The 23325-nt window shown below is 71.0% G+C and carries 24 protein-coding genes; 6 read left to right on the forward strand and 18 right to left on the reverse strand.

Translation table 11 applies throughout. The features are described 5' to 3' along the window. Positions 1 to 8 precede the first annotated feature (8 nt). From mnhG to AC3ANN_RS17885, 6 genes are read right to left on the reverse strand one after another with little or no spacing between them, the layout of a single operon-like run. Positions 9 to 371: a monovalent cation/H(+) antiporter subunit G gene (gene mnhG, locus AC3ANN_RS17860; RefSeq protein WP_488338724.1), complete on the reverse strand. Its 363-nt coding sequence runs from the start codon at positions 369 to 371 to the stop codon at positions 9 to 11. Next, positions 368 to 637, reverse strand: coding sequence for an MrpF/PhaF family protein (locus AC3ANN_RS17865; protein ID WP_488338725.1), 270 nt, complete (start codon positions 635 to 637; stop codon positions 368 to 370). The genes mnhG and AC3ANN_RS17865 overlap by 4 nt, the downstream gene beginning before the upstream one ends. Further along, positions 634 to 1239 carry a Na+/H+ antiporter subunit E gene (locus tag AC3ANN_RS17870; RefSeq protein ID WP_488338726.1) on the reverse strand — a complete coding sequence of 202 codons (606 nt, stop codon included), beginning with the start codon at positions 1237 to 1239 and terminating at the stop codon, positions 634 to 636. Before AC3ANN_RS17870 ends, AC3ANN_RS17865 begins: the two co-directional genes overlap by 4 nt. Beyond that, positions 1236 to 2819, reverse strand: coding sequence for a Na+/H+ antiporter subunit D (locus AC3ANN_RS17875; protein ID WP_488338727.1), 1584 nt, complete (start codon positions 2817 to 2819; stop codon positions 1236 to 1238). Before AC3ANN_RS17875 ends, AC3ANN_RS17870 begins: the two co-directional genes overlap by 4 nt. Beyond that, complete coding sequence (locus AC3ANN_RS17880; protein ID WP_488338728.1) at positions 2816 to 3364, reverse strand: Na(+)/H(+) antiporter subunit C; 549 nt, start codon at positions 3362 to 3364, stop codon at positions 2816 to 2818. Before AC3ANN_RS17880 ends, AC3ANN_RS17875 begins: the two co-directional genes overlap by 4 nt. Further along, a complete protein-coding gene (locus AC3ANN_RS17885) occupies positions 3361 to 6306 on the reverse strand; it encodes a Na+/H+ antiporter subunit A (protein WP_488338729.1) in 2946 nt (981 codons plus the stop codon). The genes AC3ANN_RS17880 and AC3ANN_RS17885 overlap by 4 nt, the downstream gene beginning before the upstream one ends. A gap of 167 nt (positions 6307 to 6473) precedes the next feature. On the opposite strand from AC3ANN_RS17885, the gene AC3ANN_RS17890 reads away from it, so the two are divergent. Further along, the gene (locus tag AC3ANN_RS17890; RefSeq protein WP_488338730.1) at positions 6474 to 8030 is read left to right on the forward strand and encodes a hypothetical protein; all 1557 of its coding nucleotides are present in this window, start codon (positions 6474 to 6476) and stop codon (positions 8028 to 8030) included. Here the strand turns inward: AC3ANN_RS17890 and AC3ANN_RS17895 are convergent. The 6 genes from AC3ANN_RS17895 to AC3ANN_RS17920 form a co-directional block, all read right to left on the reverse strand. After that, positions 8027 to 8674 (reverse strand): TetR/AcrR family transcriptional regulator, encoded by a 648-nt coding sequence (locus tag AC3ANN_RS17895; RefSeq protein ID WP_488338731.1) that lies wholly within the window; start codon positions 8672 to 8674, stop codon positions 8027 to 8029. The genes AC3ANN_RS17890 and AC3ANN_RS17895 overlap by 4 nt on opposite strands. Continuing rightward, positions 8671 to 9432: a tyrosine-protein phosphatase gene (locus tag AC3ANN_RS17900; protein WP_488338732.1), complete on the reverse strand. Its 762-nt coding sequence runs from the start codon at positions 9430 to 9432 to the stop codon at positions 8671 to 8673. The genes AC3ANN_RS17895 and AC3ANN_RS17900 overlap by 4 nt, the downstream gene beginning before the upstream one ends. Next, positions 9429 to 10292, reverse strand: a complete 864-nt coding sequence (gene phnE / locus AC3ANN_RS17905) for a phosphonate ABC transporter, permease protein PhnE (RefSeq protein ID WP_488338733.1) — start codon at positions 10290 to 10292, stop codon at positions 9429 to 9431. Before phnE ends, AC3ANN_RS17900 begins: the two co-directional genes overlap by 4 nt. Then, entirely contained in the window at positions 10273 to 11091 is an 819-nt protein-coding gene (locus AC3ANN_RS17910; RefSeq protein ID WP_488338734.1) for a phosphonate ABC transporter ATP-binding protein, read from the reverse strand. The genes phnE and AC3ANN_RS17910 overlap by 20 nt, the downstream gene beginning before the upstream one ends. Further along, positions 11091 to 12002, reverse strand: coding sequence for a phosphate/phosphite/phosphonate ABC transporter substrate-binding protein (locus AC3ANN_RS17915; protein ID WP_488338735.1), 912 nt, complete (start codon positions 12000 to 12002; stop codon positions 11091 to 11093). Before AC3ANN_RS17915 ends, AC3ANN_RS17910 begins: the two co-directional genes overlap by 1 nt. A 174-nt stretch (positions 12003 to 12176) precedes the next feature. Beyond that, positions 12177 to 12749, reverse strand: a complete 573-nt coding sequence (locus tag AC3ANN_RS17920; protein ID WP_488338736.1) for a dihydrofolate reductase family protein — start codon at positions 12747 to 12749, stop codon at positions 12177 to 12179. Positions 12750 to 12850: 101 nt separating this feature from the next. Here AC3ANN_RS17920 and AC3ANN_RS17925 point away from each other — a divergent pair, with 101 nt between their 5' ends. Further along, on the forward strand, positions 12851 to 13420 hold the full coding sequence (locus AC3ANN_RS17925) for a TetR/AcrR family transcriptional regulator (RefSeq protein WP_488338737.1): 570 nt from the start codon (positions 12851 to 12853) through the stop codon (positions 13418 to 13420). Between the two features lie 148 nt (positions 13421 to 13568). Here AC3ANN_RS17925 and AC3ANN_RS17930 read toward each other — a convergent pair whose 3' ends face one another. Next, the gene (locus AC3ANN_RS17930; RefSeq protein ID WP_488338738.1) at positions 13569 to 14624 is read right to left on the reverse strand and encodes a LacI family DNA-binding transcriptional regulator; all 1056 of its coding nucleotides are present in this window, start codon (positions 14622 to 14624) and stop codon (positions 13569 to 13571) included. A 79-nt stretch (positions 14625 to 14703) separates the two neighbouring features. Here AC3ANN_RS17930 and AC3ANN_RS17935 point away from each other — a divergent pair, with 79 nt between their 5' ends. Next, positions 14704 to 15939 carry an MFS transporter gene (locus tag AC3ANN_RS17935; RefSeq protein ID WP_488338739.1) on the forward strand — a complete coding sequence of 412 codons (1236 nt, stop codon included), beginning with the start codon at positions 14704 to 14706 and terminating at the stop codon, positions 15937 to 15939. Positions 15940 to 15952: 13 nt separating this feature from the next. Here the strand turns inward: AC3ANN_RS17935 and AC3ANN_RS17940 are convergent, their stop codons facing one another. After that, positions 15953 to 17137, reverse strand: a complete 1185-nt coding sequence (locus AC3ANN_RS17940) for an aminotransferase class I/II-fold pyridoxal phosphate-dependent enzyme (RefSeq protein WP_488338740.1) — start codon at positions 17135 to 17137, stop codon at positions 15953 to 15955. Between the two features lie 182 nt (positions 17138 to 17319). Between AC3ANN_RS17940 and AC3ANN_RS17945 the strand changes: the two genes are divergently transcribed. Further along, positions 17320 to 17598 carry a GlsB/YeaQ/YmgE family stress response membrane protein gene (locus AC3ANN_RS17945; RefSeq protein WP_488338741.1) on the forward strand — a complete coding sequence of 93 codons (279 nt, stop codon included), beginning with the start codon at positions 17320 to 17322 and terminating at the stop codon, positions 17596 to 17598. A 43-nt stretch (positions 17599 to 17641) separates the two neighbouring features. Here the strand turns inward: AC3ANN_RS17945 and AC3ANN_RS17950 are convergent, their stop codons facing one another. Beyond that, a complete protein-coding gene (locus tag AC3ANN_RS17950; RefSeq protein ID WP_488338742.1) occupies positions 17642 to 18286 on the reverse strand; it encodes a response regulator in 645 nt (214 codons plus the stop codon). Then, entirely contained in the window at positions 18283 to 19542 is a 1260-nt protein-coding gene (locus AC3ANN_RS17955; RefSeq protein ID WP_488338743.1) for a sensor histidine kinase, read from the reverse strand. The genes AC3ANN_RS17950 and AC3ANN_RS17955 overlap by 4 nt, the downstream gene beginning before the upstream one ends. Before the next feature lie 117 nt (positions 19543 to 19659). Between AC3ANN_RS17955 and AC3ANN_RS17960 the strand changes: the two genes are divergently transcribed. Then, positions 19660 to 20517, forward strand: coding sequence for a GAP family protein (locus AC3ANN_RS17960; protein WP_488338744.1), 858 nt, complete (start codon positions 19660 to 19662; stop codon positions 20515 to 20517). Positions 20518 to 20538: 21 nt separating this feature from the next. On the opposite strand, the gene AC3ANN_RS17965 is transcribed toward AC3ANN_RS17960, so the two are convergent. Further along, positions 20539 to 21900: a MinD/ParA family ATP-binding protein gene (locus tag AC3ANN_RS17965; protein WP_488338745.1), complete on the reverse strand. Its 1362-nt coding sequence runs from the start codon at positions 21898 to 21900 to the stop codon at positions 20539 to 20541. Positions 21901 to 22105: 205 nt separating this feature from the next. On the opposite strand from AC3ANN_RS17965, the gene nucS reads away from it, so the two are divergent. Continuing rightward, the gene (gene nucS / locus AC3ANN_RS17970; RefSeq protein ID WP_488338746.1) at positions 22106 to 22801 is read left to right on the forward strand and encodes an endonuclease NucS; all 696 of its coding nucleotides are present in this window, start codon (positions 22106 to 22108) and stop codon (positions 22799 to 22801) included. A 7-nt stretch (positions 22802 to 22808) separates the two neighbouring features. On the opposite strand, the gene AC3ANN_RS17975 is transcribed toward nucS, so the two are convergent. Further along, positions 22809 to 23291, reverse strand: a complete 483-nt coding sequence (locus AC3ANN_RS17975; RefSeq protein ID WP_488338747.1) for a hypothetical protein — start codon at positions 23289 to 23291, stop codon at positions 22809 to 22811. Positions 23292 to 23325: the final 34 nt, after the last annotated feature.

The raw sequence follows: 23325 nt of genomic DNA on the forward strand, positions 1-23325 counted from the left end.
CCTGCCCATCAGCCCCCGGCGGCAGGCGGCGTCTGCTTCGACTCGGCCAGCTCGTCGACGTACAGCCCGGACTCGTCGATCGTGCCGTTGCGATAGGCCTGCCGGCCGACCATGTGCGCCGACAGCGGCGCCGTGGCGAGCTGGATCAGCACGACGGGAACCAAGAAGGCGACCACCTCCCACGAGCGAAGCGACAGCGCGATCGCAAGGCAGATGAGGATGAGGCCCAGCACCTGCGGCTTGGTCGCCGCGTGAAGACGCGTCGGCACGTCACGGAACCGCAGCAGGCCGATCGCAGCCGTCAGGCACAGGAGTGCTCCGATCAGGATGAGGATCAGCGCGGCCAGGTCGAGCCAGTGTTCGAGCGTCATCGGTCGGTGTTGTCCCTCCGTGCGACGAACCGGGCGATCGAGATCGACCCGAACACCCCCACGGCTGCGATGATCAGCAGCACCGGCAGGGTCCGCGTGTGATGGTTGATCGCCATCTCTGCGCCGAGCACGCACATCACCTCGGTGAGGAGCACGTCGGATGCCACGGCACGGTCCAGAATCGACGGGCCGATCACGATGCGCCACAGCGTCAGCAGCGCGGCGACCGCGAACACCACGTAGATCACGAGCAGCAGGACGTTCACCGCGCACCACCTCGCCCCGCGGTCGCGGCGCGGGCCGCGGCATCCGTCTTCATCGCCTCCAGCTGCGCGCGCGAGCCCACCGCCCGCACGATGCGCCGCTCCCAGTGCAGCACGCTGTTCCGCTGCTTCTCGAGATCGGCGTCGTTGCGCACGCCGATGACATGCAGGAACAGCACGCGCCGGTCGCGGTCGGTGTCGACGAGGAGCGACCCGGGAATGAGGGATGCGGTCACGGCCGTGTGCGTCATGATGAGGTCGTCGTCGGTCACGAGCTGCACCGCGATGATCGCCGGCCCCGGCTGCCGCCGGAAGTCGAGCACCTGCCACGCCACGGTGAGCGAACCCCGCACGAGCGCGACGAGGAACTCGAGCGCGAACAGCAGCCCCCACCACAGGTTCACGCGGCCAGAGAGCTCGACGGGCGGGAGGCGGAACACCCGCGTCACGACGACCGCTGCGACGAGTCCGGTGAGGAAGGCGAGCCACGTGAACTGGCCCCACAGCAACATCCACAGCGCGATGAGCCACGCGAAGAACGGCAGCTGCCGCCACGCTGTGACAGCGGCGCGGCGCACGCGGGTCTGAGGGAGGTCCGGGCTCACGGCGCCTTCTCCCATCCCTGGAGGTCGTCTTCGAGCTGGGTCAGCGAGACCGGCTGCAGCAGCGACTCGCCGATGCGGGTGCACACGTCGTAGAGCGGGCCGGCGAAGATCGTCAGCGCGACCGTGATCGCCACCATCCCGGCGGTGGAGGCCGTCATGATGCGCGGGATGACGCGGCGCTGCGTCTCGACGCCCGCCGCGGGCGCCGCGCCCAGGTACGAGATGCGGGCCTCGGTCTCGGCCGAGTCGTCCTCTTCGCGCCAGAACGAGAGGTTCCACGCGCGCATCAGGGCGTAGAGCGTGAGCAGACTCGTCACGATGCCGCCCACCATCAGCACGATCATGATCGGTGTGCCGACCCCGGCGGCGGCGTCGAACAGCGCGAACTTGCCGATGAAGCCCGAGAACGGCGGCAATCCGCCGAGGTTGACCGCGGGGATGAAGTAGAGCACCGCGATCACGGGGGCGACCTTCATGAGGCCCTTGACGCGAAGGATCGAGGTGCTTCCGGCACGGCGCTCGACGAGACCGACGGCGAGGAACAAGGTCGTCTGCACCACGATGTGGTGGACCATGTAATAGATGGTCGCGCCGATCGCGGCCGGTGTCGCGATCGCGAGCCCGAAGATCATGTAGCCGATGTGGCTGACGAGGGTGAACGACAGGATGCGCTTGAGCTCGGCCTGCGCGACCGCTCCGAGCACGCCGACGATCATCGTGGCGAGCGCCACGAACATCAGCAACATGTTGACGTCGTTGTCGAGGAACATCTCGGTCTCGGTGCGGATGATCGCGTACACGCCGACCTTGGTCAGCAGGCCCGCGAACACCGCCGTCACCGGCGCGGGTGCGGTCGGGTACGAGTCGGGCAGCCAGAACGACAGCGGGAAGACCGCGGCCTTGATGCTGAAGGCCAGCAGCAGCATGAGGTGCAGGATCAGCTGCGTCTCCTGCGGCAGCTCGCCCATCCGTTCCGAGATCTGCACCATGTTCACGGTGCCGAGCGCGCCGTAGATCATCGCGATCGCCGCGAGGAAGAGGATCGACGACACGAGCGAGACGACGATGTAGACGACGCCGGTGCGGATGCGCGACTCGGTCGACCCGAGCGTGATCAGCACGTAGGACGCGACGAGCAGGATCTCGAACCCGACGTAGAGGTTGAACAGGTCGCCCGCGATGAAGGCGTTGAAGATGCCGGCCGCGAGGATCAGATACGACGGGTGGAAGATCGAGACGGGCGTCTCGTCGTCGCCGTCCGCCGCGCCCTGACCGACCGAGAACAGGAGGACGGCCAGCAGCACGATGCTCGACACCACCACGAGCAGGGCCGCGAGCCGGTCGACGTAGAGCACGATGCCGAACGGGATCGGCCAGCCGCCGACCGACACCGCGATCGGCTGATCGCCGGTGTCGACGACGTACAGCAGCACGGCCGCGACGGCGCAGACGAGCGTGAGCGTCGCGACCGAGACGGCGACCTGCGTCTTGCGATGCCGGCCCGCGATGAGGGCGATGGCCGCGCCGAGCAGCGGCAGCGTCACCAGCAGCGGGACGAGCGCGGGAGCGAACGCGATCATGCGTCGTCCCCCTTGTCGTTCGACCCCGGCCGCGGTCGGTCCACCGGCGCGTCGTCTCGGACGCCCGGCACGTCGCGGCTCGAGAGCACCGTGATGGGGGCGGTGTCGGTGCCGACGAAGTCGGTCGTGGCGTCGTCGTCCTCGTGCTCGATCTCGGTCTCGTCGTCCATCGTCTCTTCGACGTCGGCGGTGCCCTCGCGCACGGCGCGATCGGCCTCGTCGTCGACGAACGTGTCGGCCTGGCCGAGCTGCCATGAGCGGTAGATCAGGGCGAGGAGGAACGCCGAGACCGCGAACGTGATCACGATCGCCGTCAGCGTGAGGGCCTGCGGCAGCGGGTCCGACATGTCATCGGGCGACTCGGCCGCGCCGAAGAACGGGGCCACGCCGGGTGCTCCCATCACGATGAGCAGCAGCAGGTTCGTCGCGTTGCCGAGCAGCAGGAACCCGATCAGCACGCGGGTGAGGCTGCGCTCGAGCATGGCGTACACGCCGCACGCGAAGAGCACGGCCATGACGATGATGAGGACGAGCGACACGCTCACGAGACGCCCACCTCTCCGGCGCTGCGGCCCTCGCGGGCCTCCTGGGCCTGCCGGTCGACTTCGGCGCCGAGGCTGCGGAGCACGTCGAGCACCAGCCCGATGACGACGAGGTACACGCCGACGTCGAAGAACGTCGACGTGACGAACTCGACGTGCCCGAGGACGGGCAGGTCGGCCGTGAACCACGTGCTCGTAAGCGGCGGCGCGCCGAAGAACAGCGGCACGACGGCGCACGCGACGGCGATGGTCATACCGGTGCCGAGGAGGCGTCCGGCATCGGTGGGCGCGGCGGCGCCGAGCTCGTACCTCCCGCCGGCGACATACCGCATGACGAGCGCCATGCCGGCGACCAGCCCGCCCGCGAATCCGCCGCCGGGAAGGTTGTGGCCGGCGAACAGCAGGTAGAGCGACACGATGATGATCGTGTGGAAGAGGATCCGCACGATCACCTCGAGCACGATCGAGCGGTTCTCGGGGCGCACGCGCTGGCCGCCGACCAGCCACGCCATGCGCCCGCTGCCGCGCGCGTCGCCGCGCTGCCTCAGTCCGTCCGACGTCTCGACGAGCGGCCGGCGGGCCCGCGTGGCGCCCGACGGGAGCGGGGCGATGAAGCGCGACAGCGTGTCGGCCCGATGCGTGACGAAGACGAGGGATGCCACGCCCGTGGCGGCGAGGATGAGCACCGACAGCTCGCCCATCGTGTCCCAGCCGCGCAGGTCGACGAGGGCGACATTGACGACGTTCTTGCCGTGGCCGAGCTCGTACGCGAGCTCGGGGAACGCATCCGAGATCGGGTCCTCGACGCGTGCGCTCGTGGCGACGATCGCGACGAGCGCCATCGTGACGCCGACGGCGGCGCCCAGCACGGCGCGCGCCACGGGCCACACCGACGCGTTGTGCTCGCCCATGCGTGACGGGATGCGACGCAGCACCAGGGCGAACGCCACGAGGGTCACCGTCTCGACGAGGATCTGCGTGAGCGCGAGATCGGGCGCACCGCTCGTCGCGAACAGCAGCACCATGCCGAGACCCGTCACCGACACCAGCACCACGCCGGTGTAGCGCTTGCGGGCGCGGATGGCGACGAGCCCCGCCGCGATCATGATCGGCGCGACCACGAGCTGCATGGGAGTCTGGAATGCGTCGAGCTGCGCCTGCAGGTCCTCGCTCGCGAGGAGCGCGGTGGCCTCGGCCGCGACGAACACCACGAAGATCGTGCCGACGTACACCGGCAGCGAACCGCGCTGCGTGAAGCTCGTCGTCACGACCGACAGTCGTGCCACGCCGCGCAGTGCGGCGTTGTAGACCTCGGCCGCGGTGAACGGCAGCACGCGCTTCGCGGGCCGCCACGCCGTCGTGGCCCAGAACACGAGGGCTCCGACGGCGATCGTCGCGAGCGAGATCCACAGTGCCGGCTCGAGTCCGTGCCACAGCGCGAGGTGCGCGGTGTGCTCGGGCGGAGCCACGCCCGGGCTCGACAGCGGGGCCTCGTCGGCGTACGGCGTGAACGCCGTGTCGAGCCAGGGGGCGAAGAACCCCGCGACGAGCGTGAGGCCCGCGAGCACGACCGGCGCCGCGAGGAACCCGAGCGGCGGGTCGGGCCATTCGGTGGCGGGCACGATGTCGCCGGCCGGATCCCGCTTGGTCCAGAACGCGCCCCAGAGGAACCGGATGCCGTAGGCCGCGGTCAGCACGGAGCCCAGGGTGATCCCCGTCACGGCGACGATGCCCCACGCCTCCCCGCCGACCGCCTCGTGCAGCAGCGCTGCGAGCACGCCCTCCTTGGCGACGAAGCCGATCGTGGGGATGACCCCGATCATCGACGCGACCGCGATGATCGAGAACGTCGCCATGACGGGCGCCTGACGCCCGACTCCCGACAGCTCCGTGAGATCTCGCGTCGACAGCTGGCGGTCGATCACGCCGACGACGAGGAACAGCGCCGACTTGAAGAGCGCATGACTCAGCAGCAGTGCGAGGCCGGCGAGCGCGGCATCCCTCGTTCCGTATCCGAGCACGACGGCGAGCATTCCCAGCTGACTCACCGTGCCGAAGGCGAGGACGCGCTTGAGGTCGGTCTCGCGCAGCGCCTGGAAGCCGCCGAGCAGCATCGTGAACACGCCCAGTGCGATGACGATGGGCCGCCACGTCGGCGCCAGGGCGAAGACCGGGGCCAGGCGCGCGATCAGGTAGATGCCCGCCTTCACCATGGCCGCGGCGTGCAGGTATGCGCTGACCGGCGTGGGGGCAGCCATGGCGCCGGGAAGCCAGAAGTGGAAGGGGAAGATCGCCGACTTGCTCAGCGCGCCCACGAGGATCAGCACGAGGGCGGCGTCGACGACCGGCCCCGTGGGGGCTTCGGCGAGGATCGTCGAGATGCTCGAGGTGCCGGCATCCACCACCAGCAGCACGACGCCGATCAGCATCACGAGGCCGCCGAGCGTCGTGACGAGGAGCGCCTGCAGCGCAGCGCGACGACTCGACGCGCGGCTGTTGTAGTACCCGATCAGGAGGTACGACAGCACGCTCGTGACCTCCCAGAACATCACGAGCACGACGAGGTCGTCGGTGAGGACGAGCCCGTACATCGCACCCGCGAAGGCGAGCAGCACGGCGGCGAACTGCCCGAGGTTCTCCTTCTTGCCGCGGAAGTACCAGCGGCAGTAGATCATCACGAGCGCACCCACGCCGGTGACGATGAGGGTCATGAGCCACGAGAGCGTGTCCATGCGCATCGACAGGTCGATGCCGAGCGGCGGGATCCACGCGTACGACTCGAACGGCACCTCGCCCGCGAGGATCCGCGGCGTCTGGAACGCCGCCTGCACGAACCCCGCGATCGGCAGCACCGCCGCGACATAGAACGCGAGGGGGCCGATGCGCGCCACGAGCCACGGCAGCAGGAGCGGGAGGACCGCGAACGCGCCGAGCACGAGGAGCATCCAGGCCTCCTCGGGGTCGTCGGCCGGTGCAGTCCTGCAGACGCAGGAGGACCGGCTCGGGCGATCGGGGTGTCCGGTCCAGTCTATCGGGGGCGCTCACCCCCCTGAGCCGTGCCGGCTGTCGCCCCGTCCCCGGTACGCTCGCAGCGACCCGACGAAGCGAGATCATGATCGACCTCCCCGACTCCGCAGCACACCGCGACCATCTGCCGCGCTGGGCACGCGAGCTGCTCGGCGTCGCCGCGGCGATCGCGGTGGGGATCGCCGTCGTGGCGACGGTCGCGGCATCCGCTCGCTCCGGACTGCTGTTCCGCGACGGCGACTCCCTCGTGACGACGCTCGTCGTCCGCTCGATCGCCGCGGGCCAGCCTCAGGACTGGGCGCTGTCGACCGTGCTGTTCCTGCCCGAGACGGCGGCGCTCGCGGTGCTCTCGCTGTTCGGGCTCGGCGTGAACGGCACGCTCGCCCTCGCCGGGGTCGTGAACGTCGTCGGGCTGTACGGCGCGCTCCGCGTGGCCGCGGGCCGTGCCGGGCGGGTCCGGATGCCGGTGACGGGCGCCCTGCTCGCGCTCGTCGCATTCGCGCTCGTGGCCGCGAGCGAGGGCTCGCCGTCGCGCGATGCCCTCGAGCTCGCCTCGCTCCTCACGACGACGACCTACTACAGCGCGACGGTCATCGCAGTCGTGCTCGCGATCGGCCTCGCGCGGCGAGCACTCGACCGCACCGGTGCCGCCCCGTGGGCCGCGGTGGTCGGGATCGGCGTCGTGGCGGCGGCATCCGTGGTCACCAACCCGATGTTCGCGGTGTGGGCGACCGTTCCGCTCGGCCTCGTGCTGGCGGTCGTCGCCGCGCGGCGGCGCAGCGCCGTCGCGCTCCAGCTGGTCGCCGCGCTCGTCGCGGGCTCGGCGATCGGCTTCGTGGGACGGATGCCGCTGGCCCGACTCATCGCGAACACCGGCGCCGGGTACGCCGACGCCAGTCGATGGCTCGAGTCGCTCGGCTACTACGGCGCGCTGCTCTCGGAGCGGTGGAACGCGCCGTGGGGCGCGGCATCCGTCGTCTTCGTGGTCGTGCTGTGGGGCTGGAGCCTCGTCGCGACCGTGCTGCTCACGCGACGCCGCGAGATCGGCGCCGCGGTCGTCGCCGCGTGCGGATGGATCATGCCGCTGCTCGTGGTCATCGGAGCGATCATGCTCGGCACGCACGCCGCGCGCTACCTGCAGCCGGTCGTCTTCGGACCCGTGCTCGGACTCGTGGCGCTGCCCGCGCTCCTGCCCGCCCGAGCGGCCGTGCGATCAGGCGCGGTGATCGCGGTCGGTGCTGTCAGCGCCGCCTTGGTAGTCGCCGCGACGGTCGGCGTCCCCCGCATCGCCGCCGCGGCGAGCGCGCCGGACGCCGACCTCACGTGCGTCGTGGACTGGGTCGACGACGCGGGGCGCGCCGGTGCGGGGCAGTTCTGGACCGTCCGCCTCCCGAAGACCCACCTCGCCGATCCCGCCGCGCTCGTGCAGGTCGACCACGAGCTGCGCGGCTACGCATGGCTCGTCAATCGCGACGACTTCACCGTGGGCGAGGTGTCGTTCCTCGTGATGGACGCGCAGTCCCCGCCCTTCGACCTCCCCGGCGATGCCGAGATTCAGGATGCCGACACCGTCGCCTGCGGTCGCTACACGATCTTCGACTTCGGCGACGCCCTGCTGCCGATCGGCCCGCTGCGCTCCTAGCTCACAGCCCCCGCGACCATCCCACGCCATGCGACCTCGAGCGCGGCGCGCACGCGGGCCTGCACGGCGGGGGTTTCGATGCTGTCACCGCGCACCACCAGCTGGTAGTACACGACACCGGCGAGCAGGTCGAAGCACGCGGCGGGGTCGAGATCGGAACGCAGGATGCCACGCGCGATGCCGCGGCGAAGCGCGTCTTCCAGACTCACGCGCCGGCGCGCCACGTGCGACCGCCAGTACGCGCGCTGCAGCTCGCGGTCGGTCATCGCCAAGCCGATCCGCTGCCGGAAGCGGGCCTCGGAGTATCCCGACGCCGACACGCTGTGACCCGCGACGAAAGCATCCAGCACCTCTTCACGAAGGTCGCCGTCGTCGGGGATCGCCGGGGGCACCTCGCGACCGACGTCGAGCGCCGCAGCGACGAGGGCGGTGAGCGACGGCCAGCGCCGGTACAGCGCCGCGCGGCTCACCCCGCTGCGAGCGACGATCCGGCCGACGGTGACCGGCTCGCCGGCGTCGATCAGCGCGAGGGTGGCGTCCAGGATCTGCGCATCCAGGTCCTCGTCGCGGGGGCGGCCGGGACCGCGGCGTACCGCGGTCCCGACGTCTTCCGCCGACGCGATCTCTGCGAGCGCCGCGGTCATGCCGCGAGCGCCCGCGCGCGGAGCCGGGCGATCAGATCATCGCCGAGACCCGCCGCGCGAAGCGGCGTGAGGGCATCGCCGTGCCGCTCGCGGAGCCGTGCGAGCATCGTACGCATCGAGACGTCCATCGGCTCCTCCGACAGGGTCAGGCTCGACATCTCGTCGAGGTCGAAGCCGAGCCGCGCCATGAGCACGCCCATGACCGGCTTCATGCGCGCCTGGATGGCCGCCATGTTCGGGTCGGTCCGGGCGTAGTCGGCGACGATGTCGTCATCATCCGCGCCGAGGGCGAGCAGCAGCACGGCCGCGAGCACACCGGTGCGGTCGCGTCCGGCAGCGCAATGGAAAGCCGTCGCGCCGGGAGCGACGGCGATGATCGACAGTGCGCTCACGAGCTGCGGCGCTGCGCCCTCGACCATGCGTGCGTACATCTCGCCCATCTGCACGTGGTCGAACGCGAACGGCCCGTCCTGCGGCATCCCCTGTCCGATGCTCGCCATCAGCGGGAGGTGGTGGTAGGCCACCGGACGCTGAGCGAGCGGACCGCGGCCGGTGAGTGCGGCCTCGTCGGCGGTGCGCAGATCGATGACCGCGGTGAGGCCGCGCTCGATGAGGTCGTCGGCGTCGGCCGCGGTGACGACCGACAGGTCGTCGGCCCGCACCGCAAGGCCGTCCCGCAGGACGCCGCCCGCGATGGGGATCCCGCCGAGGTCGCGCAGGTTGACGGGCGTGCTCAGCTCGATGTCGATGGTGGTCATGTGATTCTCCTTCTGATGAACGCGCTGCCTTGGTCGATCGCCGTGACGAGCACGATGATGCAGATGACGATGGCGCTGAGGTGGCCGTAGTCGTACATGCGCATCGCGGTGGTGAGCTCGAGCCCGATGCCGCCCGCGCCGACGAGGCCGAGGATGGTCGCGCCGCGCACGTTCCCCTCGAACAGCAGCAGCGTGTACGACACCAGGAGCGGCGCCGCCTGCGGCAGCACGCCGTACTGGATGACCTGGCGTTTGGAGGCGCCGACCGCCTCCATGGCGACCATCGGCCCGCGATCGACGGACTCCATCGCCTCCGCATAGACCTTGCCGATCGAGCCGATCGAGCCGAGGGTCATCGCCAGGATGCCGGCGAAGGGTCCGAGCCCGACGGCCGAGACGAACATGAGCGCGAAGACGAGATCGGGCACCGAGCGGATGATGTTCATCAGCCAGCGCGACGAGTAGTAGAGCCACTTCGGCGCCAGATTCGACGCCGCACCGAACGCCACGATGAGCGACAGCACCGCACCCAGGACCGTGCCGACGATCGCCATCTGCAGTGTCTCGATCAGCAGCACGACGATGGTGCCGAAGTCCGAGAAGTCCGGCGGGAACAGCCTCCCGAGGAACTCCGTCATGTTGACGGCGCCCTCGGCGAGCTTCGCGAAGTTGAACTCCGCGCCCTGGAACGACCACAGGAGGACCACGATGGCGACAGGGATGCCGAGCAGGAACCTGGTGCGCGGCATCCGGATCGCCTGCTCGAGCCGCGCCCGCTCCCGCGGATCCAGCGTCGGCGCGGTCTTGTCGGAGCGCGGCCCGGAAGCGTCTCGCGTGCGCTCAGTCGACGTCGTGGTCATCGCCATCACCTCCGTCGTCGTAGACGTCGGCCAGCGCCGCCGCGTCGAGGTGCGCGGTCGGGGCCGACACGACGACCTCGCCATGACGGAGACCGATGATGCGATCGCTGTGCGCGAGCGCAAGGGGCAGCACGTGCAGGCTCACCAGCACCGGGATGCCGTCTGTCGCGGCGATGTCGCGCAGCAGGCCGAGCACCGAGTCGGCCAGCCGCGGGTCGAGCGAGGCCACCGGTTCGTCGGCGAGGATGAGCCGCGGCCGCTGCATGAGCGCGCGCGCGATCGCGACGCGCTGCTGCTGTCCGCCGCTCAGCGAGCGCGCCGGCTCGGAGGCCTTGTGCGCGATGCCCACGCGATCGAGCAGTTCGAGCGCCCGCGTGCGCTGCTCGCGCGTGAACCCGCCGACGAGGTTGAACGGGCCGGCGGCGTGGAGTCCGCCGGCGAGGACGTTCGTCAGCACGCTGAGCCGCGGAATGAGGTTGAACTGCTGGAAGACCTGGCCGACCTGCGCGCGCAGCGAGCGGAGGTCACGGCGGTGCAGACGAGCGACGTCGTGACCCACGACCTCCACGCGCCCTGCCGTGATCGGCGCGAACCCGGTGAGACTGCGCATGAGCGTGGACTTGCCCGAGCCCGACGCGCCCAGGAGGGCGACCGTCTCGCCACGGAACAGTTCGAGATCCACGCCGCGCAGGACCGGTGCGCTCTTGTCGTACGCGACCTCGAGCCGGCGCACCGACACCACCGGTTCGGGCGGTTTGACGGTCGCGCGAGGCGCCGCCGTGGCGGTGAGGGTGGTCATCAGCGCAGGTCCTCGAGCTCGACGCCCGCGACCGCGGCGATGTCGACGAAGCCCTCGAACAGCTCGGGGTCCGGCGCGATGATCGCCTCCTGCCCGATGAAGCCCTCACCCAGTGCGCCGAGCGCCTCGGCGTTCTCTTCGGAGAAGACCGCGGGCAGGGCCTCTTCGAGGAGGGCGCGCGTCTCGTCGTCCAGCGACTGACGTGCGAGCACGCTGCCCGCGACGGGCATCGACGGGCTCTCGCCGACGCCGCGCCACTCGCCGTCGGCGAACGGGAAGTAGGGCTCACCCAGCTGCGTCAGCATGATGGCGGTGCACGCGGCATCCACCTGTCCCTGCTCGAGCGCGACGAAGCTGCCCTCATGGCCGCCCGCGAAGATCGCCTCGTAGTCCTCGCCCTGCTCGAGGCCCGCCTCGTGCAGCATGTACACCGGCATGAAGTAGCCCGAGCTCGACGCCTGGTCGGCGAACGCGACCGTCGCACCCGCGAGGTCTTCGACCTCCTGGATCGGCGAGTCCGCGAGCACGACACACGTCGACACCGGGGAATCGTCGCCGGCCCAGGCCAGCAGCGCGTCGACCTCGCCGGTGTTGACCGCGAGCGCGGACGGGAAGCCGCTCATGATGCCGATGTCGACGTGGTCGGCGCGGATCGCCTCGACCACGCTCAGGTAGTCGGGCACGTCCGTGACCTCGACCGTGCGGCCGGTCTCCTCTTCGAGGAGTGCGGCGAACGCTTCGATCGGGTTCTCGGCCGAAGGGTCGTCGCCGAGCGGGATGGTGGCGATCGTGATGGGAGCGGCCGCGGCATCCGCGCCGGAGTCGGCGGATGAAGCGGATGCCGCGCACCCGGTGAGGCCGAGCGCGGACAGGCCGGCGAGACCGAGGGCCGACAGAGTGGCGCGACGCATGGAGGTTCCTTCCAGAGGGGTTTGAAGAACACCGGTATGCAAACCCGCGGAAGTGACGTCGAATTACGAGACCGCCGGACCTGTAATGGAACGCGAGGTGAACAATCCGCGCAGCCCGTCCGGGCAGGCCGCCAGCCCCCGGCCGCCGTCGCTCCGGCCGGGGGAGCAGCGCTGCTACGACGCGCGATATGACAGCACTGCGCACCCGTTGCTGAAGGTCCGTGCGTCCTCGAGGGTGAACTGCGTCGGCGCGAAGCCCGTCGCGAAGGCCGCACGCCCGCTGCCGGCCACCACCGGGTACTTCTTGACGACCAGGCGGTCGATCTCGGGAAGGAGCTCACCCGCGAGCCGACCGCCGCCGGCCAGGTAGATGCCGAGGCCGTCCTCTGCCTTCAACTCCTTGACACGCGTGCGGGGATCGCCGCGCACGAGTTCCACGGCGGGATCGGGCGACGCCTCGAGCGATCGGCTCACGACGATCTGGCGCAGGTGCGCATACGGGCTGGTGATCCCCGCCTCCAGGGCGGGGTCGTACGTGCGACGCCCCATGACGATCGTGTCGAACCGGCGGTTCGGAACGTCGCCGAATCCGATCGCGGTGCGAACGTGCGTCGGCAGCATCTCGGGGTAGTGCTCGTTCATGTAGGCGCTGTGGTCGTCGGCCAACGGGTAGAAGTCGACCTCGTCGTTCGGACCGGCGATGAACCCGTCGAGGGTGAGAGCGATGTAGTAGGTGAGTTCGCGCATGGCGGCGTCCTTTCCCGGCGGTCTCGCTGACCGCACGGCGATCAGTAAATCACTACATTTGGAGTACTGCAAGTGGAGTGGTTGTATGCGAGACTGTCGGCATGGTCTCGAATCCCGAACGCCGCCGCCGTCTGCTCGACGCGGGGATCGACGTCCTCGCGCAGCAGGGTGCACGCGGACTGACATTCCGCGCCGTCGACGACGCGGCCTCCGTCCCGCAGGGAACGACGTCGAACTACTTCGCCAACCGCGACGAGCTGCTTCGCGAACTGGGGCGCCACGTGTTCGACCGCCTCACCCCCGATCCGGTTCCCGAGACCGCGGCCCCCACGCGTGCTCGAGAGATCCAGCTCATGAAGGAGCTGCTCGGGCGGGCGCGCGACGATCGCGACGGCTTTCTCGCCCTCTACGAGCTGCGTCTCGAGGCCGCGCGACGCCCGGACCTCGCCGACGCCATCTCCGACCGCTACGCCGCCAACCTCGAGGCCATCTCGGCCGGGCACGTCGAGGGCGGCTTCCCCGGCGACCGGCGCACGGCACTGCTGCTGTACCTCGGCATGAGCGGCCTGATCCTCGAGCACCTGACTCTTCCCGGACTGCTCCCGGCCGACGACGGCGGACTCGACGACCTGGTGGCCGACCTCGTCACGGCGGTCGTCCCGCCCGAGTAACCGCCGGTCCCCCTCCTCGCCGTGCGAAAACACCACTCCGTCACCCCGACACGCCGAGCCGAGGCATCCGTCATCGGCGTGTCGCCGTTATCGACTGGTGTTTTCGCACCATGACGGGCTCAGACCGCCGAACCCCGCCGGACGGTGCTTACTGGGCGCGCTCGGGAGCGGGACCGGTGGTGTTGCCCTCGCGGAAGACGCACGTGAAGTGGATCGTCGCGGCAGGGCGGCCCTCGAGCATCGCGGCGACCGCGGCGCCGGCGGCGCGCCCCTTGTCGGTCGCGGGCTGCACGAGGGTGGTCAGCTCGTACGGCGCCAGCCCGTCGACGACGATGCCGTCGAAGCCGGTGACGCTGACGTCGTCCGGCACGCGCAGTCCTGCCTCCTCGGCGGCGCGGATCACACCGGCCGCGAGCAGGTCGCTCTGCGCGATCACGCCGGTCGGTCGGCGAGCCGGATCGGCGAACAGCACGCGGCCCGCCGCGAGTCCCTCGTCGATGAAGCTTCCGGCCGCGGCGTAAGCGGGGGCGTCTGGGAACACGTCCATCGCACCGGCGAGCCGATCGCGGGTGACGTCGATGGCGATGGCCGTGTCGTCGCTCAGCCAGCCGCGCTCCCACCCGGTGCGTGCCGGGAGCGCGACGACCGCCACGTCGCGGTGTCCGAGAGCCCGCAGATGGCTGGCGGCCTGGCGCTGCGCCTCGCGGTTGTCGAGGCCGATGCGGGGCACGTCATCGCCCGCGTCGCCCTCGATCACGACGACCGGGATGCCTCGTGCCTTGACCGCGTCGAGCGACTGACGCAGCAGACCGCTGCAGCCGATGAGCACCGCCGCGTCGATCGGGGCGCTCGTGAGCGAGGGGCCTCCGCCGCTCGGCTCCTGGTCGCGGAGCAGGAGGAGTCCGGCGCCGAGGGGTGCGACCGCGTCGGCGAGGCCGTCCATCACGAGCGTCTTCACCGGGTCGAGGAAGGCGGTGCCGAGGTGCTCCTCGAACACGACGCCCACGATGCCCGAGCGGCCGCGCCGCAGCGACGCCGCGCGGGGGTCGGGACCGGCATACCCGAGGGCCGTGGCGGCATCGAGCACACGGCGGCGGGTCGTCTCCGACACGGGCGTCTTCCCGCTGAACACGACGGAGGCCGTCGAGGGCGAGACACCGGCCTCGCGGGCGACGTCCGCGATCGTGGCGCGTCTGGTGCTCATGGGCCCCGATGGTACCCGCGTCCGAGGCATCCGCCGAATCGATTCGAAAGGATCGAATCGATTCGCTACGCTAGCCCGCATGGAACTCGACCTCACCCGTGCGCAGTACGTGCGGTGGCGCACCGCGGTCTTCGCGATCTTCCTCGCGAGCGGGCTGAGCATCGCGACCTGGGCATCGCGCGTTCCCGCGATCAAGGTGACGCTCAATGTCGACAACATCCAGATCGGGCTGATGCTGCTGGGCGCGGGCATCGCGTCGATCGTCGGGCTGTCGCTCGCGAATGTCGTGCTGGCGCGCTGGGGCGCCCGCAAGGGGATGCTCGTGTCGATGTTCGTCTTCGCCGCCGGAGTCGCGCTCATCGGCGTGGGCACCGACGTGCTGCACTCGTACGTCGTCGTGATCGCGGGCCTGGTGCTGTTCGGACTCGGCAACGGCGCGGTCGACGTCATGATGAACGTCGAGGGCGCCGCGATCGAGAAGCAGTCGGGCAAGACGATCCTGCCGCTGTTCCACGCGTTCTTCAGCTTCGGCACCGTGATCGGCGCCGGCATCGGCGCCCTCGCCGCGGCCTGGCACGTCAACGTCCTCGTGCACACGCTCGTGATGGCCGCGCTCATCGTCGGCATCGCATTCGGTGCGTATGCGAACGTGCCTGCGCGCGACATCCCCGGAGATACGGATGCCGCGACCGACAAGCCGCACTGGCGGGAACGGCTGCACACCTCGCTGTCGGCCTGGCGCGAGCCGCGCACCTACGCGCTGGGCGTCATCATGCTCGGCATGGCGTTCGCCGAAGGCGGCGCGAACGACTGGCTGGCGCTGGGCATGGTCGACGGACACGGCGCGACTCCCGCCGTCGGAGCCCTCGGTCTCACGGTGTTCTCGGTGTCGATGACCGTCGTGCGCATCTTCGGCGGACCGCTCGTCGATCGGTTCGGCCGCGTCACGACGCTGCGCGTGCTGTCGGGCCTGGCCGCCGGCGGCCTGCTTCTGTTCATCCTCGCGCCGAACATCCCGCTGGTGTTCGTCGGAGCCGCGCTGTGGGGCGCCGGCGCCTCGCTCGGCTTCCCGCTCGGCATGTCGGCCGCCGCAGACGACCCGGCGAAGGCCGCTGCCCGCGTGAGCGCGGCGGCGACCATCGGCTACGTGTCATTCCTGTGCGGCCCGCCCATCCTCGGGTTCATCAGCGAGCAGATCGGCCTGCTCAACACCCTGTACATCCTGGTGGCCCTGGCCGTGGCATCCGGCCTCGCCTCCCCGGCCGCCAAGCCCCTCGCAGGCTCGACGGTCGGCGCCGGTCACACCCATCACTGAAAGGGGCCGCCCGTCAGGCGGCGGGGCCGAGCTCGGCGGAGACCTCGAGCAGGTGGGGGAGAGCCCGGTCGATCATGTCCATGGTCGCCGTGAGCGCGATGCGGAAGTGCTCGGGCCGGTCGAAGAGCGTGCCGGGCATCACGTAGACGCCGCGCGCGGCGAGCGCGTCGCAGAACGCCGCCGCGTCGCCACCGGGGGCGCGGCCCCACAGGTAGAACGTGCCCTCCGGGCGCGTGACGTCGAGTCCGGCATCCGTCAGGGCGCCGTAGAGCCGGTCCCTCTTGCGGGTGAGCTCGGTCAAGTCGATCGAGAGCCCCTCGAGCGCGGGGACCGAGTACTGCATGACCGCGTCGGGGAAGCCCCAGCCGATCGCGAGTCCGAGGGGCATGAGGGCATCACGCAGCTCGTCGCGCTCCGCGGCGGGGATCAGCGGAGACAGGGCGAGGTAGCCGAGGCGCTGACCGGGAGCCAGGAGCACCTTGCCGTAGCTGTAGTCGATGACCGTCCACGGGTAGGAGGCGGCGGGGCTCGCGAACTCGATGCCGTCGAACCGGATGCGCCGGTACGGTTCGTCCGACATCAGCCAGATGCGACGGCCCTGCTCGCGAGACGCGCGCTCGAGAACGTCGGCCAGGTCGTCCCACGTCGCCTTCGGATACACGCGGCCGGTCGGGTTGGCGGGCGAGTTGACGATCACGATCCTGGTGCGCGGGGTGATCGCCCGGGCGATCGCGTCGAGGTCGAGGTCGAAGGTCGTCGCATCGAGGGGCGCGTGCACCGGAAGGAGGTTGGCCGCGTAGAGCATCGGCTCGTAGCAGAACCACCCGGGGACCGGGATGACGACCTCGTCGCCGGCATCGGCCAGCAGCGCGAGCGCCAGCGACATCGCGCCGAACGCGCCCTGGGTCATCGCGATGTCTTCGGGTTCGAAGGCGAGCCCCAGCTCCGACGCGAGGCCCGCCGCGACGACCTCCTGGGCACTGCGCTCGCTCGTCTTGTACGCGAACCACTCCACCGTCTTCGGTTCGGCCTGCGCGCGGATCGCCGCGGGCAGGCCGGGCAGCGCCATCTCGTGCGGGTTGCCGAACGTGAAGTCGAGCGCGTCCGGGTCGTCGGCGATCGCCTGGATCCGTCCGAAGAACGCGGTCACGACATCGACCGCGGCCTTCGCTTCGCTCGCACGAGCCGATATCGCCACACAGATCACCTTCGTCCCCAGCACCGTCTGCACGCCAGCCCGGCGACCCGGGTCGGCGCGCAAGGATACCGCTCCGCGAGACCGATGTGAAGATGCCCGCGCGACGCGGTGCTCGTTGTTAGCGTGATCCGCACCCCAGCCCGGACGGACCCCGGACCGGTTCCCGACCCGAAGGAGTCATCATGCTCTGGACCATCATCGGCCTCATCATCATCGGCCTCATCGCAGGTCTCATCGCCCGCGCCATCATCCCCGGCAAGCAGAGCATGGGCATCCTGATGACGATCGTCCTCGGCATCGTCGGCTCGTTCGTCGGTGGCTTCCTCGGGTTCCTTCTCTTCGGCGCCGACCCGAACGGCGGATTCCTGCAGCCCGCGGGCATCATCGGCTCGATCCTCGGCGCGATCATCGTGCTGGGTCTGTACGTCTTCTTCGCGCGACGTCGTACGTCGCGGCCCTGAGTTGCGGCGGCCGCGGCGGGGCCCCTGACCCGCCCGGCTGCCGTCAGGCCTCGCCCGCGGCGAGCGCCACGGCATGCGACCGGCTGCGGGCGCCCAGCTTGGCGAGCACGTTCGAGACGTGGGTCTTCACGGTCGCGACCGAGATGCCCAGATCGTCCGAGATCTGCTGGTTCGAGCGGCCTGCGCGCATCCCGTCCAGCACCTCCCGCTCGCGCTCGGTGAGAAGCGCCAGCCCCGCCGCGGCGTCGGACATGGGTTGCGGCTCGTCCGGACCTCTGGGGATCAGCGAAAGAGCGCGGCGCGTCACACGTGGATGCAGAACCCCCTCGCCCGCCGCCACCCGGCGCACGGCGTCGACGAGGGTCGCGGCATCCGTCGTCTTCAGCAGGAATCCCGCCGCACCGGCGCGCAACGCGCCGTCGACCAGCTCGTCCTCGTCGAAGCTCGTGAGCACGAGCACGGCCGCGGAGCCGGTCTCGACGATCTCGCGCGTCGCCGTGACGCCGTCGACCCCGGGCATCCTCAGGTCCATCAGCACGACGTCGGGCCGCAGCGCCGCCGCATTGCGCATCGCGACTGCGCCGTCCGCCGCCTCACCGACCACCTCGATGCCGTGCGCCTCGAGCATGATCCGCAGACCCTCGCGGATCGCACCGTGATCGTCGGCCAGCAGCACGCGGGGCGTCATGCCGCCGCCTGGAGCGGGATCGTGGCACGCACGGACCAGCCTCCGTCCGTCGGGCCCGCCTCGAACCGGCCGCCCAGGGCGCGCGCCCGTTCGCGCAGCAGCTCGAGGCCCCAGCCGCTGCCCTGGATGGGCGACCGAATTCCGGTGCTGCCGCCGTGCGAGTCCACGCGCACGTGAACGACCTCGCCCTCGACGGCGTCGAGCACCACCTCGACCTGGGCGCCGGCGGCGTGGCGCACGCAGTTGGCGAGGGACTCCTGCACGATCCGGGTCACGGCCTGGTCGACGGGCGACGGGATGCCTGCCGGCAGGGCGTCGTCGAGTGTCACGGTGAGCCCGTGCCGGCGCGCATCGTCGACGAGCGCGGGCAGCACGTCGCGGCGGGGGGCCGCGACGGCCCCGTCACCGGTGCGCAGGACCGAGATCATCGACCGCAGCGCCTGGTGCGCCTCGAGGCTCGAGTCGCGCACCGCCTGCAGCGCGGCACGATCCGATCCCGCCGCGGCATCCACCGACAGCGCCGCTTCGGCGCGGATCGCGATCGCCGCGACGTGCCCGGCGACGAGATCGTGGAGCTCGCGGGCCATCTGCTCGCGCTCATGGCGCACCGCCTCGGCACGATCGCGGTCGGCGATCCGCTCGGCGTCTTCCGCGCGCTCGCGGTGCAGCGCGACGAGTTCGTGCGCCTGCGCGACCGAGGTGGCGTACCAGTAGTCCATGCCGGCGAGCGCTCCGAGCTGCAGTGCCACGAGGAGGGCGACCCGGATGTCACCGGACGCGACGAGCGCGACGCCTCCCACTGCGACGACGGCGACGGCGATCCCGGCGAGGATGCGCCAGCGGCCGGCCGGCGGCGCGGAGGTGGTCGCGGCGTACAGCAGGTCGAGCACCACGACGAGCGTGACGATGCCGCCGACGGTGGCGAGGTCGATCGCCAGCAGGGCGAGCGCCACCCACAGCAGGGCCATCGGCGCCCGGTCGCGGAAGACCACGAGGGCGCACGCGGGCAGCGCGATCGCCAGCGACCACCACGGCGACACAGGCTCGGGCAGTAGCGAGAACACGGTCCACAGCCCGCCCAGGCCCAGCGCCGCGAGCACCACCGCCAGCGCGGCGAACCCGATCGCGTCCGCGAGCGGCCGGCGGGCACGCACCCAGTCGACGAGGGTGCGTGCGGGGCTGCGGATCGTGTCCGGCGCGTCGGCCGCGGGCTCGGGCGCCGGCCCGGCCCCGCGTCGCTGCATCGTTCCGCTCACGCTCTCATGCAACCACGGGCACGTGGCCGCGGCATCCGTCGAAAGAACGAGGACCGGTTCGCGCGGCTCGTCCTTCCGCCCGATCCGCGCGCGTATGCGTCACGCGAGGGTGGGGGCATGGACCTCCTCGCAGACGCACCCCTCGCCGTCACGCTCGGCGTGCTGGCGCTCCTCGACGGCCTGAGCGTCGGCACGCTCCTCATCCCGGTGTTCCTGCTGCTCGCGCCGGGGCGCGTGCGCGTCGGCCGGGTGCTGCTGTACCTGGTGACGATCGCGGCGTTCTACCTCGCGGTGGGCATCCTCTTCACGCTCGGACTCGTGAACCTCGTCGACGTCGCCCAGGACTTCCTGTCTTCGACGGGGGGCCAGATCGCCCGCCTGGTGGTCGGTGCCGCGCTTCTCGTGGCGGCCTTCTTCATCGGCGGCTCGTCGTCGAAGGCGACGGATGCCGCGTCCGCCGCCTCTTCGGCGGGGATGGGTGCGACACCCTCGCTCGACGGCGAGGTCTCGCCGCTCACCGGCATGCCACGCACGACGGCGCCGCGGGTCGCGGTGCCCGAACCGGCCCCCTCGACCCGCCTGACCCGCTGGCGGGACCGGCTGCTCTCACCGAAGGCCTCGGGCGGTGCCGTGATGGCGGTCGCGGTCGGCGCCGGCCTCGTCGAAGTGGCCACGATGCTGCCGTATCTCGTCGCGATGGGCATGCTCGCCGAGGCCCCGATCGCGATGCCGGTGCGCATCGCCGCCCTCGCCGCCTACTGCGCCGTCATGGTGCTGCCGGCACTCGTGCTGCTCGTGCTGCGCCTCGTCGCCGCGCCGCTCGTGGAGCGTCCGCTCACGAAGCTCGCGGCCTGGATGGAGCGGACGGGCCGCGAGAACACCGCATGGATCATCGGCATCGTCGGGTTCCTCATCGCCCGGGGCGCGGCCACCGAGCTCGGCCTGTTCGAGGGCCTCGGCCGGATCCTCGGCTGACACCCCGCCGCGCGACGCGGATCAGAGGCGGTCGGCGACCGTCGCGGCGACCGTCAGCCAGGCATCCCGGGTCTCGGGGGCGAGCGCCTCGAAGTCGATCGGCCCACCGTCGACGAGCGAAGGATCGAACGGCGCGCTGACGACCGCCGACGTGACCTGCTCGAAGTGTCGTGCGAGGCGCTGCTCGAGGCGGCGGTCCGGGCGGGACGACGGCGCCGTGAGCACCGTGACCGCCTCGTCGATCTTGGTCCCGAAGCCCTTCTCGCGGAGTCCGTCGAGCAGCCACGCAGCGCTGGCCGCGGTGTCTTCGCGCACGGTCGAGACGATCACGAGCTGATCGGCCGCGGCGACGGCTGCCACCCAGTTGGAGGCGCGCATGTTGTTGCCGGTGTCGACGATCATCAGGCGGTAGTAGCGGCTCAGCAACGTGTGAAGCCGGTCGAACGCCGCGGCGTCGATCGTCGACGATGCCGCGGCATCCTCGTCCGAGGCGAGGACGTCGAAGCGGGCGTCGACCTGCGTGCGCACGTAGGTGTCGAGCGCAGCGAGACTCGAGCCGTTCGGGTTCCAGAACTGGTCGAGGTCCTCGAGGAGGTCGACCGCGGTCCGGTGGTGCGGTGCGTGCTGGGCGCGCCAGCCGAGCGTGCCGCGGGTCTCGTTGTTGTCCCACGCGAGGGTCGCGCCGCCGCGCAGCGTCCCGAACGTGGCCGCGAGCAGCAGTGTGCTCGTCGTCTTGTGGGCGCCGCCCTTGGGATTCAACACGACGATCGTGCGGGGCGCGTCGAGGCGCCGCTGCACGCGCTTCTCGCGGTCGAGCCGCGAGCGCTCGACCTTGCCGGGAGCGGGCGAGACCAGACCGCCGGTCGCGCGACGCACCGCGCCCTGCCATCCCGTGGTCGCGCGGGCGCGCTTGCCGGCGCTGCGCGATTCGAGCAGATCCTGGACGGTCGGGCGGCCGGCATCCCGCTGGGGTGCGGGGGTCGCCGAGTGACCGGCCGGCACGGCGGGCGCGGGAACCGGAGTCCGCTCGGCTGCGGCGATCTGCGCGGCGGCGGGGATCTGAGCCGTCTCGGGGATCTGAGCCGTCTCGGGGATCTGAGCCGTCTCGGGGGTCTGCGCCGTCTCGGGGGTCGTGGCTTCCAGCGATTCGGAGTACGTGCCGTCGGGGTGGACCACCATCGGCCAGCGTGACGACCCTTCGACGAGCGTCGCGTGCGCGGGCTCCCCCGCCGAGGCGGCGAGCCGCCGGATCTCCTCCACGAGGCGGTCGCGCAGTGCGAGGCTGTCGGATGCGACGACTTCCTCCACGTCGCTGCCGACGTGCACTTCGGCGACCGTGCTCGAAAGGATGTGCACGGTCGCTTCGGGGCGGCGAGAGTTCATCGGTTCCTCCTGGGGAGCGGTGAGTTCCTGGGTCACGGCCGCCGGCGGATTGCCGCAGTCCGACAGGGCAGGCGAGCGAGCGCCTGGGCCGGCGAGAGCCCTCGAGCGCGAACGTGACCCGAAGGTCACGGATTCGCCGTGCATGTTCACGCTAGCCGACGGTCCGCGCGACCGATGCCGGGACGGCGCGGACTAGGCTCGTCGGGTGCGTCTCGTCATCGCTCGCTGCTCCGTCGACTACACCGGCCGGCTCAACGCCCACCTGCCGCTGGCGACGCGGCTGCTGGTGCACAAGGGCGACGGCTCGCTCCTGGTGCATTCCGACGGCGGCTCGTACAAACCGCTCAACTGGATGAGCCCGCCGTGCCGGTTGGACGTCGAGATCCCGGATGCCGAGTCCGCCGCCGCGGGAGTGCTCGAGCACTGGCGGGTGACGCACGCCAAGACCGGCGACGCGCTGCTGGTGCGCATCTACGAGGTGATCCACGACTCGTCGCACGAGCTCGGCATCGATCCCGGTCTGCAGAAGGACGGTGTCGAGGCCGACCTGCAGCGCCTGCTCGCGGAGCAGGTCGACGTGATCGGCGACGGGCTCACCCTCGTGCGGCGCGAGTACCCGACGGCGATCGGTCCCGTCGACCTGCTGCTGCGCGATCCGGCCGGCGGAACGATCGCGGTCGAGGTGAAACGCCGCGGCGACATCGACGGCGTCGAGCAGCTCACGCGATATCTCGAGCTGCTGGGCCGCGACCCGCACCTGGCGCCCGTGACCGGTGTCTTCGCCGCTCAGGAGATCAAGCCCCAGGCCAAGGTGCTCGCCGCGGACCGTGGCATCCGGTGCGTCACCCTTGACTACGAAGGCATGAAGGGCGTCGAATCCGGCGCCCCCCGCCTGTTCTGACGCCCGCTCAGCGGACGATCACGTAGGCGCCGTCGGCCGGGTCGACGATGACGCCGAACGTCTCGCCGAGCGCGGCGATGCGGCTCTCGGTGCTGCGGTGCTTCATCTCGAACGCCGGCACGTCGGGCCCGCTGACGCGTACCGTCACCTCGACGCCCGTCTCTTCGCCGATGCTCGCGGGTCTGGCGGCGATGACCTCCGCCGTCGCAGGCCGCCCGTTGCGCTCAAGACGCTCCACGCGCCGCTGCATGCGGGTGATCGAGACCATGGTCAGGATGCCGAACCCGCCGGAGACCACCAGGATCGCGATCCCGCCGATCAGGGTCGGCAGCTCGAACGCACCCGCTGCCGACACCACGACGATCAAGGCCGGCCCGAGGAGCAGCAGGACGACCGCCCCGACGTAGCCCATCGCACGGGCGACGGGCCCCTTCGGGATCACCTGCTGGAAGTTGCCGTCCTCGGCCAGCCACAGCTCATCTGGCTTCATGCCTCGACCGTACTCCGCACCCGGTCGGGTCCCC

The sequence above is a fragment of the Microbacterium sp. STRO-2N genome (assembly GCF_057747775.1).

What these genes read in the sequence shown, in the direction of transcription:
- mnhG (WP_488338724.1), bottom strand. Translation starts at nt 371, where the DNA reads ATGACGCTCGAACACTGGCTCGACCTGGCCGCGCTGATCCTCATCCTG.
- AC3ANN_RS17875 (WP_488338727.1), bottom strand. Translation starts at nt 2,819, where the DNA reads ATGATCGCGTTCGCTCCCGCGCTCGTCCCGCTGCTGGTGACGCTGCCG.
- AC3ANN_RS17885 (WP_488338729.1), bottom strand. Translation starts at nt 6,306, where the DNA reads ATGCTCCTCGTGCTCGGCGCGTTCGCGGTCCTCCCGCTCCTGCTGCCG.
- AC3ANN_RS17890 (WP_488338730.1), top strand. Translation starts at nt 6,474, where the DNA reads ATGATCGACCTCCCCGACTCCGCAGCACACCGCGACCATCTGCCGCGC.
- AC3ANN_RS17895 (WP_488338731.1), bottom strand. Translation starts at nt 8,674, where the DNA reads ATGACCGCGGCGCTCGCAGAGATCGCGTCGGCGGAAGACGTCGGGACC.
- AC3ANN_RS17900 (WP_488338732.1), bottom strand. Translation starts at nt 9,432, where the DNA reads ATGACCACCATCGACATCGAGCTGAGCACGCCCGTCAACCTGCGCGAC.
- phnE (WP_488338733.1), bottom strand. Translation starts at nt 10,292, where the DNA reads ATGACCACGACGTCGACTGAGCGCACGCGAGACGCTTCCGGGCCGCGC.
- AC3ANN_RS17910 (WP_488338734.1), bottom strand. Translation starts at nt 11,091, where the DNA reads ATGACCACCCTCACCGCCACGGCGGCGCCTCGCGCGACCGTCAAACCG.
- AC3ANN_RS17915 (WP_488338735.1), bottom strand. Translation starts at nt 12,002, where the DNA reads ATGCGTCGCGCCACTCTGTCGGCCCTCGGTCTCGCCGGCCTGTCCGCG.
- AC3ANN_RS17920 (WP_488338736.1), bottom strand. Translation starts at nt 12,749, where the DNA reads ATGCGCGAACTCACCTACTACATCGCTCTCACCCTCGACGGGTTCATC.
- AC3ANN_RS17925 (WP_488338737.1), top strand. Translation starts at nt 12,851, where the DNA reads ATGGTCTCGAATCCCGAACGCCGCCGCCGTCTGCTCGACGCGGGGATC.
- AC3ANN_RS17930 (WP_488338738.1), bottom strand. Translation starts at nt 14,624, where the DNA reads ATGAGCACCAGACGCGCCACGATCGCGGACGTCGCCCGCGAGGCCGGT.
- AC3ANN_RS17935 (WP_488338739.1), top strand. Translation starts at nt 14,704, where the DNA reads ATGGAACTCGACCTCACCCGTGCGCAGTACGTGCGGTGGCGCACCGCG.
- AC3ANN_RS17945 (WP_488338741.1), top strand. Translation starts at nt 17,320, where the DNA reads ATGCTCTGGACCATCATCGGCCTCATCATCATCGGCCTCATCGCAGGT.
- AC3ANN_RS17950 (WP_488338742.1), bottom strand. Translation starts at nt 18,286, where the DNA reads ATGACGCCCCGCGTGCTGCTGGCCGACGATCACGGTGCGATCCGCGAG.
- AC3ANN_RS17960 (WP_488338744.1), top strand. Translation starts at nt 19,660, where the DNA reads ATGGACCTCCTCGCAGACGCACCCCTCGCCGTCACGCTCGGCGTGCTG.
- AC3ANN_RS17965 (WP_488338745.1), bottom strand. Translation starts at nt 21,900, where the DNA reads ATGAACTCTCGCCGCCCCGAAGCGACCGTGCACATCCTTTCGAGCACG.
- AC3ANN_RS17975 (WP_488338747.1), bottom strand. Translation starts at nt 23,291, where the DNA reads ATGAAGCCAGATGAGCTGTGGCTGGCCGAGGACGGCAACTTCCAGCAG.